The following is a 15,182-nucleotide window of genomic DNA, read 5'->3' on the forward strand; positions in this document are numbered from 1 at the left end:
AACCTTAGGGTTGGGAATACATGGTGGATACACTCTAAGGGCGGCGATGTATAGTCGAAAGGGTTTGCGGGTGTACATTCCACGGCACGAATTGCCGGTTGAGCACGTGCGTGAGTTTCTGGAGATGGAGTTCGTGGCCATCGAAAAATGGTTGGCGATGTCCGAATTGCAGACGCGTCAGCTGTACCACTTCTCTGTGAATTGCAGCGATATCTTGTATCGACTTCTAACTGTGGATCCTTCGGGTACTGACGAACGGACTGTGTTCGCGGCTCGGGGAGCGCTCGATGTCAATATGTCAATGATTCGGATGGCAGATCTACGATTGAAGGAGTCTTCGGTCGTAAGCATTCATGGGAAAGAATTCGATGTCGTGGGCCCTTCCGACGAGCTGAGTGTTTCTCTGGGGCACTTTTTTGATGCTCTTTGGTTGGCGGTGATATGCGATGACCGGGACGCCTTGACATACCTAGCGGACCTACCTCTCGGCATCTTCCGGGATTCTCGAATTAAATTCGATGAGTTCATGTACTCCTGGATGGAGGTTATGCAGCTTATCGTCGGTGGCTATACATCTGATGATACGTGGGCGTTCAAGCACATGGATGCAATCAGGCAGTCCGACTTGTCTGCAATTTCCTATGGATCCCCGGATGTCGTGGACTTGATTTTGGTGCCGCCGCTGCTTGTGTTTCATAAGATGGCAACACAGTGTTCCGTGATGGAGTTTACCGAAGTGCTTCGGAAGGCATTGGAGTGGCACAAGGAGTTCTGGTCTGCAGCGGAAAGGTGTAGTGATCCACTAGGATCGTTCTCGCTTCCACTAACTGGACTGGTGAAGATGGCGCGAGACTGGGGGTATCCAATAGAGGTGCGGTCGGAGTATATCCCGGAGCGTTTGACGTCGAGGCATGACTAAAGAGCCTATCGTGGCCTCCACGTTATTCTACGACCAAGTCGACCGCCCGGGATCTGGTTCCGGGCTGCACGAAATACTTGAAGTGCATTCTCGTCATGATTTGCAAGTCGAGTTGTGGAACCATCGAAACGGTGTCCTTTACGTAGGGACACTGGGTATCAGACAGTCCTCGTAGACTGCACTGCAAGTGCTAAACGGTACACACCATCCCGGTCTCAGCGAGGATGTGCTTCCTTTCGAGCGATTCGCCGGTCCAATATGCACGTCGAACCCGTCCACCTGGGTTGAGTACATCTTACGTTGCGGGTAGATGACATATACAGCCTGAAACTGTGGCACCCCCGGCGCCGCGCACGTGAATATCTGACAAACCCGATCCCACCGAGGGATCGGGTTTTTTCATGCCCGATTCCCGATGGAAGGTGGTTGATTATGGGAGCGTTCCGATGAGCGCCCCGGTATGGGATCCGCATGCGGAAGCGCGGCGGATGGATGAGGTGGTCCGGGTCGACCGTGAACAGGCCCGGGACCAGGACGTGCTGGTCCGGTATTGGGACAAGAACATGAAGGAGGTGGGGGAGGAACACAGTTATCTGTCGCTGGAGTTCACCTATCCGCGGAATGCTGCCGGCGGGTTGAAGATGATCTGCCCGCGGGATATGACGCACTATGATCACCTGTTCAACAACGATGATTTCGAAGATGCGACGATCCCGATCACGGTGAATACCCGTGGGTTCCGGTGGGACGGGTACATCACCAAGGCCTCGATCGTGCAGGACGAGCACGGTGTCGAGACCGTCGATATCGAGGCCATTCACGCCTGGAACCATGTGGCGACGATCTGCTGCTGGGCTTCGCCGTACGCGCCCGTGCTGGCACAGTTTCCGCGGCATCACATCATGTTCGGGCCGGTGCGGTCGCTGGTGACGACCTACCTGATGATGAACCTGATCCGGCTGCAGGGAGATGCGACCTTTCCCATTGCGGTCGTGCCGGTGAACCCGCTGACCGACACCAGCGGCTGGAGTGCTGCGTCGGCTCGGTTCGACATGGCCGACAAGCTGTTCCAGCCCATGCTGGAGGACTCGGGGGTCATGCTGACTGCCCGGTTCTTCCTGCCGGACGAGGATGAGCAGCCGGCGCCCGACTGGTTCTATCTGGACAAGCCGACGGTCGTGCTGGAGACGGTGGACAAGTCGGGGGTAACCGGACCGACGGGGACCCTGCTGGACGGGATTCTGTCGTGGATCGAAGATTTCGCAGACGACGGGACCACACCGGTCCGTTATCCGCGGTTCGATTCGACCACCGAATACGAGGCGATCTACGGCCAACCCGGGAAGTTCGGGACCTTCCAGAACTTCCCGTGGGTCTGGTACTTCGAAGGCGAGTACTCGGGTATCGGGCCGTCGGAGATCGCGCTGCACAAGCCCACTGCCACGAATGTCATCATCGGTGGCCGCTCGCCGGGGTGGGTGAATGCCGGCATCGAACTGGCGATCAAGGGGTTGCTGTCGCTGCTCGGGCTGGACTGGTTGTATCGCGGCCAGCTCAACGACGTGTTCCTGGCGTGGATGGTGTACCAGGACCGGCAGCGGGTGGACCGGGCCGGACCGTACGCATTCCGTGAGCTCTACATCACCGGAAGCGACAAGGCATTCACCCTCGACGGGTTGGTGGCCGGCCGGCAGGGCCTGCACCTCACGCGCGGCTATACGAGCCACAAGGTGACCGTCGAAGACAACGCGCCGTACCAGCTCGGTCGGGATTTCGGTCTGGGCGACCAGATCGGGTTCGCCCTGGGCGACAAGGTGTTCACCGACTATGTCACCGAACTGACCTTCGTCGACAACCGGGAATCTTCGGCCACCTGGCAGATCACCGTCGGTGATGGATCCGACGAGGAGGACTCGGTCGTAAAGGCGTGGCAGCGGCTCGGGCGGGTCGCCGCCGCGGTGAAGGACCTTTCCACAGACGTCGGGGCCGACCTCGACCTGCTTATTTTCTGACACGGAGGAACACATGGCGGATATCAGCTTTCCCGCCCATATCACCGTGAACCGGGAGGTGGACATCGACGGCCTGCCGATTCTCGATGCCGAGATCGGTTTGTCCGACGAGGTCGCCGCGATCGACCTGCCGCCCGGCCCGGCCGGGCCGCAAGGCAAGCGCGGGCGCCCCGGGACCACGTTTCGCAAGATGGGAGAGATCCCGAACAGTACGGCACGGCCGGGTGGGCTCGGGCCGGACGACCGCGGCAAATGGTGGCATCGCCTGGATGACAACGGCATGGACGTGTGGACCGGCACGTCCTGGCAGCACTCGGCCGATGCAGTAGGGCCGAAAGGGCCGGTAGCCGAGTCGACATCGTTCTCGGTTGCGCCGACGCTACACGAGGCCGGATTGACCGCACCTGCGGTCGAGATTGTCTCGGCGGGCCCGGAACAGCGCTTGACGGTGACGGCGCCGGCCGGTTTCCAAGGACCCCCGGGGCCCGCGGGTGATTCAGGTGCGATCGGCGAAGCTCCGGATTACGACGCCTCGTCCGGTCCTGGCCACGGCGGCGTATTCGGGTTCGACCGGGTGTCCGGAAAGTTTCGGCCGATGCCCGCCCCGCTCGGTGTGGGCCCATGGTGCTGGTACGAAGCAGGGTTCGAGGCTGCTGCCTCGGCTTCGACGGGCAGGCTGACGGTCGGCACCTTTACGGTTCCGGCTCAGCCGTTTGCTTGGCGACCGATCGTGTACGGCCAGTTGTACGTGTCGGCGTCCACATCGACCGGAAACTTTGCACAAGCAACTGTCCGCCTGCACAACACACAGGGACCGCAGCTGGCAGCCACTCTGCCCGTGGCGGGTCCGCGGACGATCTATCTTCCGCTGTTCCCGATGTACAGCGAGGAGAAGGCGACCAGAAACCTGTCTCCGTCGTCGACCTACGCCACGGTCCCCGCCGGTCAGGCGGGCACGCTCGTCGTCTCGGCGGAGCGGAGCGAGAACGGAAGCGGTTCGATCGGGTTCTCCGACGCCCGGGCCTCACTGGTCGTGTTCGCACGTCCGATCTGAAGGAACGATATGTCCACACTAGGTGAATATTTCGAAGCTGCGCGGATCCGGGGGATCGATGAAGGCATCGATCGAACGGGCATCGTGCAGTCGATGCAGGTGACTCCACGCGATGGTGCGCTGGAGCTGATCACGGGTCCGGACGGCCCGGACGGGCCCACGGGTGAAGCCTGTCCGGCCTTTCGGTGGGAAGGTGATATCGCCGATCCTGCCGCGCTGGCGAGCCTGGCCCCGAAATTGGGTCTCGCGCAGGCAGGCAAGGCTTGGCGGGTCCGTTCCACCGACACGCTCATGTTCTGGAACGGGACCGGTTTCGACTCGTTCGCCGAAGCGTTCGGTGCGATAGGTCCACAAGGCGACGCCTGTGTCGTGACCATCGGGACAGTCGAGACGGGTCCGCCCGGATCCGACTTGGCGGCCACAGTCACCGGCACTGCGCCCGACCTTGTCCTGAACCTCACCGTTCCACGCGGCATCAAGGGGCGCAAAGGTGAACTCGGCGGCCCGGGGCCTGTTCGTGATGCGCTCGACTATGCGGACGGGCCGCACACCGATCGGGCGGTACCCATTTGGGATTCCGGTGCCGAGCGTTGGACACCCGCACCCTATCCGGGTCTGCGGGGACCGTGGTCGATGGTGGAGTCCGAGTCCTGGGATGGCAACGCCGGTTTCGCGGATTCGGTGTCCAGCATCTCGTCGTCGACTTACACCGTCGGTGCGTTGAACATTCCGGCGCAGGATACCGCTTGGCGTCCCTTCGTCACGGGTGGCGTTTTCGTCCGTCCGTTGGATACGTCATTCGAGAATCGGATCGATACCGAGATAAGGCTGAACTCCGCCTCGGGGCAGTTCGTCGCGCTGGGGTCGGGAGCTACCGCCGGCGCCGGAGCGTATTCGCGCGTGCAGCCGTATTTCGGTACCCCGGTCACGCCGGACAGTTCTGTCGGAGTGGTGCCCGCCGGGCAGCCGGCAACCCTGCACGTCGTGCTGCGCCGCTCGATCGGTTCGACAAACTACAACTACTCGCGCCGCGACGCCCAGTTGGTGTGCTGGGCACAGCCGGTCGGCGCCGGAGCTACGATATGACCACAGAATCGATGTTCGACGACGACATCATGATCACCATGCGCGGCGTGGCCGACTCGGTGGGACTGCCCTATACGGTCAACCCCTTCGAGCTGCTGGATCGCGAAGCCCTCATCGAACTACGCGAAGGCCCGGAAGGCGCCGAAGGGCCGGCGGGCGCAAGGGGCCGGCCGTGGGACTGGCAAGGCGATATCGCCGACGTGGCTGCGCTCCAGTCGCTGAGCCTGACCACGGCAGATGCGCGGAAGGCGTGGCGTGTAGTTTCCGAGAACGCCGTCTACTTCTGGACGGGGCTCGAGTTCATCGCCTTCGCAGACGCATTCGGCAAGCCTGGTGCCCGGGGCCCGTCCACCCGGATGGCCGGGCGCGGAATTGCGGGCCCCGTCGGGTCCTCGGCGTCTGCCCGGATCATCGGTGATGCGCCCGATCAGGAACTGGAGGTGACGTTTCCACGGGGTGAGTCCGGAGATCCGGGTGATCCAGGCGAAGCCGGCCGGATCCAGGACGCGGCCGATGTACTGATCGACGAGGATCATGTGCTTCGGCACGACTACGTGCTGAGCTGGAACGAAGAGCTGGAGAAGTTCACTCCGGTGCCAAGTCCACGACTCGCCGGCCCATGGGCCATCGGTCAGGGGCAGTTCAACGGCGGAAGCAATCTCGACGACGACAAGCGCGTGCTCGCCGCAATCACCATCCCCGGCCAGCCGATGGCCTGGCAGCCGGTGGTTGAAGGCATTGTCGGTGTTGTCAGCACGGCCTCGAATCAATCGACTCAATGCAATATCGAGGTCCGGATCGGCGACCCGGACGAAGGCGAGCTGGTGGGGCTGGGAGTCGGATCGACCTCGCCCAACTTCGGGGTCTCCATGATCACCCCGGCGAACCAGTATCCGGTATCCCCGGAATCTCCGCAGGGAGTCGTTGCTGCCAACCGGACCGTAACGCTGTACGTGCGTGTCGTCCGCAACGGGCCGGGCCGATACACGATCAGTCCGTACGGTGCCCAGCTCATCGTCTATGCCCGGCCTGTGTGACCGGGGCCCGAGAAAATCGAAAGGATAGAAATCATGGCAAACCTGCCTCCACTGAAGTACGGGAAAGTCGTCGGACGGTTTCTCGCAAATGTTGCCGACGGCCCGGACCTCGGTGACCTACCCGAGTTTCCGCCGCTGCGTGGACGTGTAACCTTCGCCGCTGATGCCCCGAAGGTGTTGGTTGCAGCCGGTGAACCGGCTCCCGCAACCTATGTGCAGCTCCCGCGCCATTACGAATGCCAGCTGGACGAATTCGGCTATCTGACCTGGCGTGGTGGCCGCGGAATCCGGTTGGTTGCGCCGGATGAGGCGACCAACCCGAGCGAATGGACTTGGAAGGTCTCGTTCGATCTGGATTACGACGGTGAACCGGTGCCGTTGGAGTCGTTCAGCTTCGACGTGGGCGAGTACCAGCCCGGTCCGGATCCGCAGAATCCGGATGCCGGCGCCACCGGGCTCGTCGATCTGACGCTGGTCTCACCGGTTCCCGCCAGTGGCGGAAATGCCGTGGTGCGTGGTGAGCGCGGCAGCGGTATCCAGATCGACGGCCAGGCGGCCACGTACGCCGAACTGCCCGCCACGCCCGAAGACGGTGCGCAATACGTCGTGGCTGCTGATGGGCTCCTGTACGTGTACCAGGCCGCAGCCGGTGGCTGGACGCCCGACGGCGAAGGCATCACCGTTCGTGGCCCCGCCGGTACCACCGAGTGGACGGGGATCACCGGTAAGCCGACTACCTTTCCGCCCACCATCGGGTCGACTGCGACGACCGCGGTGGCCGGTGACGATCCGCGTTTGACGGACGCTCGCACGGCTCTGCCGCACACCCATCCCGTCAACCAGATCTCGGATGCAACGGTCACCGGACGTTCGGTGGTAACGGCAGCCGATGCTGCGGGGGCGCGCGCCGCGATCGCTGCGGTGGCCGATGACGACCCGCGGCTCACGGACGCACGCGAACCGACCCAGGCAGGTCAGGCTTACGACATCGCCTTCAAATCCCACACCGGCACCCGGAAGGTCGGAGCCGGCAACGTGATGCCGGAAGGTATCCGAATCGAGCGTCCCCTCAGCGTTTCGTCAATCACCTACCGTGGTGAGAGTTCCGGGACGGGAAACCTGGTGGTCGAGTTGCGAAAGAACGGTGTCGCAGTCTCGGGCAGTGCGGCGACAATTCCCGACGCCGAACATGCCGCCGACACCGTGGTCTCGACCGGCGGGCCCTGGGCCTTCTCGGCGGGTGATCGTCTGACTGTGCACGTCACGACCGCGGACAGTCCGGCAGGGCGTGGTCTGCAGGTGAGCCTGAAAGGGGTGACCGCCTGATGCCGCTGCTGGTTGTAGCATCCACTGCGGTCGCGCCGGCGGGCATGGACAAGAGCGGGACGCAGACGATTTCCGCCAGTACGAGCGATGTGAAACTCACCGGCTGGGTAGCCCGCGGCGGATACGAGGGCAGCACGATCGTTGCCGATGAGCTCGTCGTCGATTCGATGTCGGCTGTCGTGCGCTGCCGCATCACGCTCACGGGTGACTGGAGTCCGTTCACCGGCAGCCTGCGGGCCAGTGTGCTGCACAACGGTACAGCTGTTGCGACCGAATCTTTCGCCAGTGGTACGACGGAACTGGCCATACCGGATTTCGCCGTACAACTGAACGATGGAGATCGTCTCTGGGTGGAGATGACCAATACCACCTCCACCCCGTACTCCCGTAGTGCAACCGTTGCGGAAGGTCCCGGCACCTACCTGCTGGTCGAATCCAGCTGATTTCCGTCCGCTCGCGTGCTGAACAACTCATCGAATTACGTATGCATCGAATATGCCCACCGGTATGTCGATGCATTTTTTGTTGAAACCCGAAAGGATGATCCGAATGTCCGAACTCGTGCGTATCCGTATCACCTCGAACTCGGAGTGGACCAGTATCCGTGTTCCCCGCCAGGCGGAACCGGTGCGCGCCCGCCGTGCCTCGACGGGCGGTGAGGGCGGAACCGGTGCCCAGTTGTACGACACCTACTGGGAAGTCCCGACCAACGCCCTGGATGGCGAGGAAACCTACCTCATCCGCCGCGGCGTCCTCCCGGACCCGGTGCCGACCGATCCCGGCGAGGGTCCGCAGGACGCACCGAGCGAATCCGGTCTGTCCGGTGCGACCACCTTCTTTGCCGACGATTCGGAATTCTTCTGGATCTACCGGGACCTGTTCCGGGACGGCAGCGGTTACCCGCCGAACGACGCCTGACCAACCATGTCCTGGACAGGTGACCCCACCTGGCTCGCAGATGTCCTGCGAGCCGAGGGCTTGAAAGTGGTCGAACACGACGGCTGGCGGCAGCGGGGACACGGCGACTTCCGTGACATCCGCGGCGTCCTGTGTCATCACACGGCCGGCGGCGGCAGCAACGACTGGAAAGTCGTGCAGTACGGCCGCCCCGGCCTGCCCGGGCCGCTGGCGCAACTGGTGCTGGAGCGGGACGGAGCCTACCGCGTGATCGCGGTAGGGGTGTGCTGGCATGCGGGGCGGGGCAGCCACCCCGGCTGGCCGACGAACAATGCGAACTACCACGTGATCGGCATCGAAGCGGTGTCGCGCGGGGACGGTTCGGACTGGACGCCGCAGCAGCTCGACGCCTACAAGCGGGGCTGCGCGGCGATCCTGCGGCGCCTCGGCCGCGGTTCCCGCGATTGCGTCGCGCATCGCGAATACAGCAGTGAAGGAAAGATCGACCCGGCCGGAATCGATATGGCGGCCTTCCGCAGGGAAGTGCAGGCGCTGATCGATCGGCCGGGCGGAAAGGAACTCGCCGTGAACCCTGGCGATCTGGAACTCGTTCGCCGCTGTGTGCGTGACGAACTCGGCGCCGTGCTCGGCGATCTGCGGGATGTGCGCGCCCAGCTGTGCGGCCCGAAAAGGGGGCGTTACGAAGGCTGGTCGCAGCTAGGCGACCGCACCCTGGTGGACGCGGTGGCCGAACTGCTCGAACGGACTGCGCCCGTCGAAGAACGGGCGGACCGGGATGGGTGATCGCAGCGGCGCCCGCCGCATGATCGATGTGCTGATCGTCGGCGGCACCTGGAACCCGGACGGTGAGGGCGTCACCGGCTCGTTCGCCGAGGCGCTCGACCCGGATTTGTTCTCGCCGCGGATGGTTCCCTACCCGGCCGACTACGGAAAGCGGGTGCCGTTCGCCGAGAGCGTCGCCCGCGGGCGCGAGGCGCTCATCGCGGCGATCGAACGGTCGCCGAATCCGGTCGTGCTGGCCGGTTATTCGCAGGGGGCTGCGGTAGCCGGGGATGTCGCCGCCGCAGTCGGCCGGGGCGAACTACCGCACCTGGATGTGGTGGCTTGTGCACTGATCGCGGATCCGCTGCGGCCCGCCGGACGCTACCTCGGCCCGGCGGATCCCGGCGGGTTCGGAGTCCTCGGCCAGCGCGACGTGCCCGGCATCCCCACCTTCTGGGCAGCCGCACCGGGCGACCCGATCACCGCTCTGCCGGCAGGCAACCCCCTGCGGACGATTGCGGACCTGTCCGGGATGTTCTGCCTCTCCGGTGTCGGCGCCGGGGTCCGCTGGGCCGAGGACATGATCGCGACGGCCGCCCGACGCCAGCTCCAGCGGTGGTGGTCACCGGTGAACTGGCGGACCTGGGCGGGTGCGATCGCGTATGCGCGTGGATATCTGACCGATGGCCGGCACACCGACGACTATGTCCGGCACGGTCATACGGTTCGCCTCGCGCGGGTGGTGGAGCAGTTGATGGTGCAGGAGATTGCGCGATGAGCGGAATCGTCCGGCTTCCGATGCGGAAGCTCTGAGTTGGCCGCGTGGAAGTTGGATGGAACGTTGCCCGCATCCTGATTGTGGGTGACTCCACGTCGGAGTAGACGCCGGACGGTGCAGTGAGAAAGGCCTGGAACCTCGGGTTTCAGGCCTTTCTTGTGTTGTATCTCGATGAATGTATGCGCAACATGCCGAAGTACTCCCAGCGTTTTACAGTTGTGGGCTGCTTCATAGTTGGTAACACACATTGGAAAGGGTGAGTCGTGTACGACGAATATACTATTAACGTAAAGGAGTTCGGCGCCGTAGGTGACGGTATTGCTGACGATACGGTAGCTGTGAAGTCGGCAATGGCGGCCGTGCTGGCTTCGGCTACCAACAATATCACCACCAATAGAGTGCTGACCAAGTCGCTGTACTTTCCGCCCGGAACGTATGTGGTGAGTGAGTCCGATGCTCTGCTCGGCACGCCCGACCTGGGAGCGGGCGAGTTGTGGGGTGCCAACTTGGTGCACGACTTGGAGGTCTTCGGGGCCGGCGAGCGGTCGTCGCTCATCGTGTTCTCCTCGGATGCCGCCCCCTCGGCGGATCCACGACAGAACAATCTGATGACTGCGGCGAACCGACTGCGTTCGGCGCGGTTTCATGATCTGGGATTCCATTCGACCAACCCGAATCAGTCGTTCGCCTATTTGTGGTGCAGCGCAGCCAACGACGGTACCTACCCGGCCTACGGCTCGGGTGCCCAGAATCGAATCGAGTGGCGGAACCTGAGGTTCACCGGTGACTGGCTGCGTGGCTGGGGTTTCGACGGCGACTCGAATGCGAACCTGAATTCCGAGATGGTTTTCGACCGAATCTATGTGGAGGGTGTCAATTGGGGCGATGCCGGAGTGCGTTCCGGGTTTTCACCGTACCCGGCGCAGCAGGCGCAGTTCTTGAACTATGCGTTCCGTGACTGCGAATTCGAATGGAACTCCGGAACCATGCTCGACTTCGCCATGGGTGGCAGCATCAATATTCACGGTGGTTCATGGATCCTCATCGATACCACGCAGACATCGGTGTCCACCATGATCAAGTTGGGTGAACACAACATCGCCGACAGCTCGTGGCGGTTTCTCGCCCAGGGTGTTCGCTTCGAATTGCGCTCGCAGTATCACCGTATTATCGACTGCGGGTGGGTGACGGGCAATGTGACATTCGAAAGTTGCACCGATAGCGCGCTGGCCTATCAGGTTCTCGCCAACAAGGATGCGCCGAATTCCTTCCCGGCGTTCGGCTCGGACTCACCGATGACGCATGTCTACGACTGGACAGCATGGGGCACCGGGCCGATCGTGCGTTACCTCGACTGTCAACTGATGGGCTTCCACCAGGTGGCCACCAACGCGACGATGGGTCCGGTCGGCAAGGTCATCTACGACGGCTGTTCATTGCTGACCGAGCCGCCCGCGACCTTCCTTCGGTCCACGCAAGCCGCTGCGCCGAGCGCATTCCAGAATCTGGGTTCCGTAGCGGGTGGATGACCGGACTCGCCGATCGAGAGGTGCTTCTGCGTTTAGTGGCGATTTCCAGAGGGTAACCATTGCCTGGGGTATCACCTAGTAGATGCGGACACGAGTCTGTGTAGGTCACAGTCCCATCCTGGGATACGGATTGCGCTGTGGCGGCATCGGTTTGGGTGGTCCTTCCGTTACAGGGCTGGCATGTGGTGATTGTTACACCCCTTGTGTTCGATTGCTGATTGATTGCTGTCTGGTTGCAGTTGGGTGTGCTGGTCGACCGGCGAAACGTGTTCTGGTCAGGCGCCTGTGGCCCGATATCGATGCTCCACATTGGGTGAGGAATTCACCCTGTAGTACCCGGAAGCCGGTCGGCTAGTCTCCGGCAACCTGGCTGTTGCAGTCGCGGCTTCGGCCAGTGTCGGAATTGTCTCGGGGATGTGTTAGAAACAGTCGTGTTCGGTAAATGAGTTACCGAATGAAACGTCCTACCAAGGGGATTCATCAATGAGGAAGTTCCGTTCCTTCGGGTTCGTGCTGGTTGCCGCTGCGAGCGCTGCGCTGCTGAGCACCGGTGTTGCAGCTGCGGACGACCCGACCGATCCGGGCACCAACCCGCCGCCCGCCGAGACCGCTACCGGTTCCGCCGATGCCCTGGCGGCCGTCCTGGAGGCCCTGGCGACCGGTTCGAGCGAGGCCGACCCGGGCACCGGTGACCCGGATGTGGAGCCCGACGCCACCCCGATCACCAGCGAGGAAGAGGATGACCAGACCGGCGGGAACGCCGCGACGGGTTCGTCCGACCTGCTGGCGGCGCTGGCCAGCGGTTCGGCCGAGGCCACCCCGGAGACCCCGGGCGACGACCCGGACGACACCGACACCGGCGCCGGCTCCTGAGCTTCTGCGCCGACAGCCGTCGCCCATAGTTGATCAGGCCTGAACCGGCATAGTCGACGCTCCTCGGGGGATGGATCGCCGACCGGCTGAATGAGCAGGACCCCGCACCGTGTGCACGCGGTGCGGGGTCTTTTCGTGTTTCAGCGGTGGATCATTCGGTGGGGATCAGCCGGTACAGCCACCAGGGGCGGTCCGGGAAGGCGGGATCGTAGATCCGCAGGTTCATCCGGCGGACGGTCTCGGTGTGCGGGTCGCGCAGCAGCAGGTGGCTGCGCGGGATGTCGGCGGAACGGACTTCCGCGGTCCAGGCGTGGTCCCAGTCCGGGGAGCAGCGGCAGGCGTCGGTGATCTCGGCGATGCGTTCGGCCGGGGCCAGCGGGGACAGCATGCGGAAGGCGTGCACCAGTAGCTGGGCCTCGGTGGTCCAGTCAACGAAGACCACCTTGGCGGCGGGTTCGGTGAACATCCATTCGAGCAGGTTGCCGCCTGCGGTCAGACCGGGGAAGGTGCGCTCGTAGGCGGGATTGGTGGCGACCACGTCCAGGGTGGGGAAGCGCTGGAAGCAGGCCGGGTGCAGCATGCTGTGCAGATCGGCGCGGTCGGCGGCGGTCGGTTCTTCCACCTTCGGCGCCCCGCGATCGGCCGCTGTGGGTGCGGTGAGGATCAGGATGTGCTTGCGATACCAGATCGGCACGTCGAGCGCGTCGAACAGCCGTTCCAGAGTCGTGTGATCGGGCGCCAGGCTCCCGGATTCCAGCTGGGAGAGCAGCAGCGGCGCGATCCGGGTACGGGCGGCGAGCTCCGGCCGGGTCAGTCCGGCGGCCTGGCGGCGCTCGCGCAGATACACACTCAGTGGCGAGCACCCCGCTGTCATCTCAACCCCCCGCCGACGAAGTGGTTTTTCGCAAGATACCGCACCGGACAGGGTGTTCCGGCCGGAACAGCCGCAGCTGCGGCGGATAATCTCCGCCGGGCCGGTGGTGCGGACACCGCCGAGGGCCCCGGAGTGAAAACTCCGGGGCCCTCGGGTGATGCTCACGATCCGGATGGATCAGAACGCGGCTTCGTCGAGCTCCATGATGTCGTTGTCGATGTTGCTCAGGATGCCTCGGGTGGCGGTCAGCTCGGGCAGCACGTTGCGGGCGAAGAACTGCGCGACGGCGACCTTGCCCTTGTAGAACGCCTCGTCCGATCCGGCGCCGGCCTCGAGCTTGCCGAGGGCGATCTCGGCCTGCTGCAGCAGCTGCCAGCCGATCAGCAGGTCGCCGACGCCGAGCAGGAAGCGCACCGAACCCAGGCCGACCTTGTACAGCTCGGTCGGCTGCTCCTGGGCGCCCATCAGGTGCCCGGTGAGGGTGGCGGCGATGGCCTGGGTGTCCTCCAGGGCGGTGGCGAGCAGCTTGCGCTCACCCTTGAGGGCGTCGTTGCCGGACTCGGACTCGATGAACTTCTGCACCTGGCCGGCGACATGGGCCAGGGCGACGCCGCGGTCGCGGGCGATCTTGCGGAAGAAGAAGTCCTGCGCCTGGATGGCGGTGGTGCCCTCGTACAGCGAGTCGATCTTGGCGTCGCGGATGTACTGCTCGATCGGGTAGTCCTGCAGGAAGCCGGAGCCACCGAAGGTCTGCAGCGAATCGGTCAGGTACTGGTAGGCCCGCTCGGAGCCGACGCCCTTGACGATCGGCAGCAGCAGGTCGTTGACCCGGAACGCCAGGTCCTTGTCGGCGCCCGACACCGCTTCGGCGATGGCCTCGTCCTGGTGGGCGGCGGTGTAGAGGTAGATGGCGCGCAGGCCCTCGGCGTAGGCCTTCTGCATCATCAGCGAACGACGCACATCCGGGTGGTGGGTGATGGTGACGCGCGGCGCGGTCTTGTCGGTCATCTGGGTCAGGTCGGCGCCCTGCACGCGGGTCTTGGCGTACTCCAGCGCGTTCAGGTAACCGGTCGACAGGGTGGCGATGGCCTTGGTGCCGACCATCATGCGCGCGTTCTCGATGACGTCGAACATCTGCGCGATGCCGTTGTGCACCTCGCCGACCAGCCAGCCCTTGGCGGGGACGCCGTGGCCACCGAAGGTGACCTCACAGGTGGCGGAGACCTTGATGCCCATCTTGTGCTCGACACCGGTCACGAACACGCCGTTGCGGTCGCCCAGGGTCTCGGTCTCGAAGTCGAAGTGGTACTTCGGCACGTAGAACAGCGACAGGCCCTTGGTGCCGGGGCCGGCGCCCTCCGGGCGGGCCAGCACCAGGTGCATGATGTTCTCGAACAGGTCGTCGGAGTCACCGGAGGTGATGAACCGCTTGACGCCCTCGATGTGCCAGGAGCCGTCCTCCTGCTTGATGGCCTTGGTGCGGCCGGCGCCGACGTCGGAGCCGGCATCCGGCTCGGTCAGCACCATGGTGGCGCCCCAGTTGCGGTCGGCGATCTTGGCCGCCCACTTCTTCTGCTCGTCGGTGCCGTTGTTGTAGAACACCTGCGCGAAGCCGGCGCCGGCGGCGTACATCTGGATGGGCGGGTTGGCGCCGAGCACCATCTCGCTCAGGGCCCAGGTCACCGAGGACGGGGCGTTCAGGCCGCCGAGCTCCTCGACGACACCGACCTTGGCCCACTCGCCCTCTTCCAGGGCCTTGTAGGACTTCTTGAAGGCCTCCGGCAGGGTGACGGTGTGGTTCTCCGGGTCGAAGACCGGCGGGTTGCGGTCGCCCTCTTCGAAGGAGTCGGCCAGCGGGCCCTCGGCCAGGCGGCGGACCTCGGACAGCATCTCCTTGACGGTGTCGGTGTCCAGGTCACCGAAGGTGCCGTTGTCCAGGAGCTTGTCGATGCCGAGTACCTCGAACAGGTTGAACTCGAGGTCGCGAACGTTGCTCTTGTAGTGGCCCATTTCT

15 protein-coding genes are annotated in these 15,182 nt (G+C 63.9%); 12 read left to right on the plus strand and 3 right to left on the minus strand.

What is annotated here, in order from left to right; translation table 11 throughout:
• The first annotated feature begins 106 nt into the window (after positions 1-106).
• From AC1HFH_RS02900 to AC1HFH_RS02910, 3 genes are all read left to right on the plus strand, one after another.
• Positions 107-919, plus strand: a complete 813-nt coding sequence (locus tag AC1HFH_RS02900; protein ID WP_480245883.1) for an immunity 49 family protein — start codon at positions 107-109, stop codon at positions 917-919.
• A gap of 446 nt (positions 920-1,365) precedes the next feature.
• Positions 1,366-2,931, plus strand: coding sequence for a Gp37-like protein (locus tag AC1HFH_RS02905; protein ID WP_480245884.1), 1,566 nt, complete (start codon positions 1,366-1,368; stop codon positions 2,929-2,931).
• Between the two features lie 13 nt (positions 2,932-2,944).
• A complete protein-coding gene (locus tag AC1HFH_RS02910) occupies positions 2,945-3,985 on the plus strand; it encodes a hypothetical protein (RefSeq protein ID WP_480245885.1) in 1,041 nt (346 codons plus the stop codon).
• 18 nt (positions 3,986-4,003) lie between these two features.
• On the opposite strand, the gene AC1HFH_RS02915 is transcribed toward AC1HFH_RS02910, so the two are convergent.
• A complete protein-coding gene (locus AC1HFH_RS02915; protein WP_480245886.1) occupies positions 4,004-4,339 on the minus strand; it encodes a hypothetical protein in 336 nt (111 codons plus the stop codon).
• 279 nt (positions 4,340-4,618) lie between these two features.
• On the opposite strand from AC1HFH_RS02915, the gene AC1HFH_RS02920 reads away from it, so the two are divergent.
• The 9 genes from AC1HFH_RS02920 (at position 4,619) to AC1HFH_RS02960 (ending at position 12,294) form a co-directional block, all read left to right on the plus strand.
• Positions 4,619-5,071, plus strand: a complete 453-nt coding sequence (locus AC1HFH_RS02920) for a hypothetical protein (protein ID WP_480245887.1) — start codon at positions 4,619-4,621, stop codon at positions 5,069-5,071.
• A gap of 11 nt (positions 5,072-5,082) precedes the next feature.
• A complete protein-coding gene (locus tag AC1HFH_RS02925) occupies positions 5,083-6,108 on the plus strand; it encodes a hypothetical protein (RefSeq protein WP_480245888.1) in 1,026 nt (341 codons plus the stop codon).
• A 33-nt stretch (positions 6,109-6,141) separates the two neighbouring features.
• Positions 6,142-7,434 (plus strand): hypothetical protein, encoded by a 1,293-nt coding sequence (locus AC1HFH_RS02930; protein WP_480245889.1) that lies wholly within the window; start codon positions 6,142-6,144, stop codon positions 7,432-7,434.
• Positions 7,434-7,877 (plus strand): hypothetical protein, encoded by a 444-nt coding sequence (locus AC1HFH_RS02935; protein WP_480245890.1) that lies wholly within the window; start codon positions 7,434-7,436, stop codon positions 7,875-7,877. Before AC1HFH_RS02930 ends, AC1HFH_RS02935 begins: the two co-directional genes overlap by 1 nt.
• 106 nt (positions 7,878-7,983) lie before the next feature.
• A complete protein-coding gene (locus AC1HFH_RS02940) occupies positions 7,984-8,352 on the plus strand; it encodes a hypothetical protein (RefSeq protein ID WP_480245891.1) in 369 nt (122 codons plus the stop codon).
• Between the two features lie 6 nt (positions 8,353-8,358).
• Positions 8,359-9,135, plus strand: coding sequence for a peptidoglycan recognition protein family protein (locus AC1HFH_RS02945; protein WP_480245892.1), 777 nt, complete (start codon positions 8,359-8,361; stop codon positions 9,133-9,135).
• The gene (locus tag AC1HFH_RS02950; RefSeq protein WP_480245893.1) at positions 9,128-9,892 is read left to right on the plus strand and encodes a PE-PPE domain-containing protein; all 765 of its coding nucleotides are present in this window, start codon (positions 9,128-9,130) and stop codon (positions 9,890-9,892) included. Before AC1HFH_RS02945 ends, AC1HFH_RS02950 begins: the two co-directional genes overlap by 8 nt.
• 263 nt (positions 9,893-10,155) lie before the next feature.
• Entirely contained in the window at positions 10,156-11,421 is a 1,266-nt protein-coding gene (locus AC1HFH_RS02955; protein ID WP_480245894.1) for a glycosyl hydrolase family 28-related protein, read from the plus strand.
• Positions 11,422-11,904: 483 nt separating this feature from the next.
• On the plus strand, positions 11,905-12,294 hold the full coding sequence (locus tag AC1HFH_RS02960; protein WP_480245895.1) for a hypothetical protein: 390 nt from the start codon (positions 11,905-11,907) through the stop codon (positions 12,292-12,294).
• Between the two features lie 151 nt (positions 12,295-12,445).
• Here AC1HFH_RS02960 and AC1HFH_RS02965 read toward each other — a convergent pair whose 3' ends face one another.
• Together AC1HFH_RS02965 and AC1HFH_RS02970 are read right to left on the minus strand one after the other, a co-directional pair.
• The gene (locus tag AC1HFH_RS02965) at positions 12,446-13,168 is read right to left on the minus strand and encodes a helix-turn-helix domain-containing protein (protein WP_480245896.1); all 723 of its coding nucleotides are present in this window, start codon (positions 13,166-13,168) and stop codon (positions 12,446-12,448) included.
• 177 nt (positions 13,169-13,345) lie between these two features.
• Positions 13,346-15,178, minus strand: coding sequence for an acyl-CoA dehydrogenase (locus AC1HFH_RS02970; RefSeq protein WP_480245897.1), 1,833 nt, complete (start codon positions 15,176-15,178; stop codon positions 13,346-13,348).
• Between the last annotated feature and the right edge of the window lie 4 nt (positions 15,179-15,182).

The sequence above is a fragment of the Nocardia sp. KT25-26 genome (assembly GCF_056627695.1).